Annotated in this window: 2 protein-coding genes; one reads left to right on the forward strand and one right to left on the reverse strand. The window is 58.2% G+C overall.

Translation table 11 applies throughout. From position 1 onward, the window contains the following. Positions 1–1,560, reverse strand: a 1,560-nt coding sequence (locus tag M0974_RS13435) for an ABC transporter substrate-binding protein (RefSeq protein WP_297837207.1), incomplete at its 3' end; no start/stop codon positions are given. A gap of 390 nt (positions 1,561–1,950) precedes the next feature. On the opposite strand from M0974_RS13435, the gene M0974_RS13440 reads away from it, so the two are divergent. Beyond that, positions 1,951–3,147: molybdopterin-dependent oxidoreductase (locus M0974_RS13440; RefSeq protein ID WP_297837209.1), on the forward strand; the 1,197-nt coding region annotated here is incomplete at its 3' end.

Consider the following 3,147-nt stretch of genomic DNA (forward strand, 5'->3'; position numbering starts at 1 on the left):
CTGATAGCTGGGCGCGAACAACGGCACGATGTAGGCCAGGTCGACCGCGCGCTTCTGGATTTCGTCCAGGATCGGCTGTCGCGCTTTCAGGTCCGACGTTGCACGGGCCTTTTCGATCAGGGCGATGATGGTTTGGTCCGCCTTGTCACGCACGCCGCTGTAGAAACCGCTACCGCCCAAAACATCGCGCAGGGATAGGGCGCTGTCGGAGGGATTCAACGTGTTGGGGTAAATGCTCCAATCGCCTTCAATGCGCGATCTTGCCCAGTCGCCACCGGTGGTGATGCGCAGATCAAGGTCAAAACCAAGGTTCTTTTTAACCTCCGCCTGGATCGACTGAATCAGCAGGTCACGGTTGTCGCGTACGTAGGGCTGTGGATAGCCCACCTCGATTCGCAGACGTTGCCCATCCTTGGTCCGATAGCCTTGCGCGTCTCGGCTCGTCCAGCCAGCCTCATCCAGCAGTGCGTTGGCTTTGGGCAGGTTGTTGCCCCATGTGCCGACCAGCGCCTTGTTATAGGCTGGATTGTCGGGGCCGATGTTCGACCAGGCGCGGGGCACTGTGCCCAGATACAGACTCTTGACCACAGCATCGACGTCAAAACCGTCGCGCAACGCCTGGCGTACCCGCACATCGGTGGCCACACCATGGGTGTAGTTGATGTTCAGCGTGAACGAGGTCTCCGCAGAAGGGCCGACCAGGTACTGGAATCCTTCGGCGTCCTTGAACAGTGGGATGTCACTTGGCTGCACGCCCTCGATCAAATCCACCTGGCCCGAGGTCAGCGCACCCGCACGCACGGCGTATTCAGGGATGAAACGGTAGGTCACGGCATCCAGGTAAGCTGCGCCGTCATGCTTTGCATAACCAGGGCCCCATTTGTAGTTGGGGTTTTTGACGAAGCGCGCGCTTTGACCCCGCTGGTAATTCTGGAATATGAATGGCCCGGTCCCGACCAGTCCCGGCCCTCCGCTGCAAAGGTCCGCGCCGTTGGTAAGGGTCTTGGGCGACAGGAAACCGAGTTTTACGCTGGAAAGCGACTCCAGTGTCGCTGAGTCAGGACGCGATAAAACAATCTTCACTTCATGGGCGGACACCACTTGCGAATGGTCGTAGTACTCCAGGAATGTAGCCGCGATCGCGGTATTTTTCGGGTTACTGACGTAATCGAGGTTGGTCTTGACGGCCTCGGCATCGAAGGCTGCGCCGTCAGTGAACGTCACGTCATCGCGCAACACAAAATCGTATTCCAGACCGTCTGCTGAAAACGTCCAGCTCTTGGCCAGCCAGGGGGCGAAGCTGCCGTCAGCTTTTTTGCCGACCAGCGAGTCGACATAATTTCGAATGAGGATGAACGAGTTCTGCTGACCTGAGCGGTGAGGATCGAAACAGACCGGCTCGGTGGTGATGCCCCAGGAGACTTCGCCGCCAGCCACCGGCTTACTCAGCTCCACGGCGGCCTTGAGTGTCGCGGAGGCCGGCGGGGTGGCGTCATTGCAGCCGGCGATCAGAGTGCTTGCAACCAACGTGCAGGCGAGACTGTAGCGAATGTGTTTCATGGAATACCTTAAGACCCCGGATGAGGTCGACGCAAAAATTGTTATGCAAAAATATGATCTTGCATTGACTCTATATGCCCTTATGGAATTACGTCCAAGACTGAAACTACATATATTTATAACGTGATTGACGCCTGTCTCGCATATTGATGGCTGTATAAAATGAATTTCATTTATGACCCTATCCAGTGTTATGGTTTTAAACCTGCGTCCTGACCTGTCTTTTCATTATTAGAAAAACAAACAGGCAGGCATCGGCAACCGTACCTGCGGACCGGAATCATTTTCTGATCCGGCTCGATTGAGCCTGCTCGGACTGGCCTTGGCATTGACCAGCAGTTGGGCTGTGCAGGCTGCACGCTGATCGTTGCCAAACAGGAGCTTCGCGCCATGAGTTTTACTTCGCTGCATTGGGGGGCTTATCGCCCGCAGGTCGTGGATGGCAAGCTTATGGCCATGGTGCCGGTTGAGTGGGACACGGACCCGTCACCCATAGGCGACTCGATTGCCGAGGCAATCACCTCGCCAACGCGCATCCTGCGACCTTCGGTGCGCCGTAGTTATCTTGCCCAGATGGGGGCGTTTCCGGGTGCTGGAAATGAGGAGCTGCGAGGCCAGGAACCGTTTGTCGAGGTGTCTTGGGACGTGGCGCTGGAGCTGGTCGCCAAAGAGCTGCGCAGGGTCAAGGCCGAGCACGGCAATAAGGCTATTTTCGGTGGCAGCTACGGCTGGGGTAGCGCCGGACGTTTCCACCACGCCCAGAGCCAGCTGCACCGGTTCCTGAATAGTTTCGGCGGCTACGTGTTCAGTACCGACAGTTACAGCCTCGGCGCAGGGCGGGTGCTGATGCCGCATATCGTCGGCAACATGGATTGGCTGCTGGCGGCGCACACCTCCTGGAAAAACCTCGCAGAGCATTGTGAGCTGTTCGTCGCGTTCGGTGGCTTGCCGGCAAAAAATGCCCAGACCAGCCCCGGCGGCGCAAGCGATCACCTGCTCGCCGATGCCCTGGACAAAATGTCCGCAGCGGGCGTGCAGTTTGTCAACATCAGCCCGTTGCGTGACGATCTGGTCGGGCCGCAGCACAACGAATGGCTGCCGGTTCGTCCGGGCAGCGATACCGCGTTGATGATGGCGCTGTGTCACGTGCTGATCAGCGAAAACCTGCACAACGAAGCCTTCATCCAGCGCTACACCGTCGGTTACGAGCGGTTTCGCGATTACCTGCTGGGACGCGTCGACGGTCAGCCAAAGGACCCTCAATGGGCCGAGACCCTTACCGATATTCCGGCTGGGCACATCAGCGAGCTGGCACGACGCATGGCCAGCAAGCGGACCATGATCAACATCGCGTATTCCCTGCAACGCTCAGTGCATGGCGAGCAGCCATTTTGGATGACTGTGACCCTGGCCGCCTTGCTCGGGCAGATCGGTCTGCCGGGAGGTGGTTTCGGCCTGGGTTACGGTTGCATGAACAATACTGGCAGCGGGCGTAAATCGTTCTCCGGACCGCGTTTTTCACAGGGCGTGAATCCGGTCAAGGATTTCATCCCGGTGGCGCGGGTCACCGACATGCTGCTCAACCCC

It is taken from the genome of Pseudomonas sp., from assembly GCF_026224925.1.
In the GTDB taxonomy this organism is placed as follows: Bacteria; Pseudomonadota; Gammaproteobacteria; order Pseudomonadales; family Pseudomonadaceae; genus Aquipseudomonas.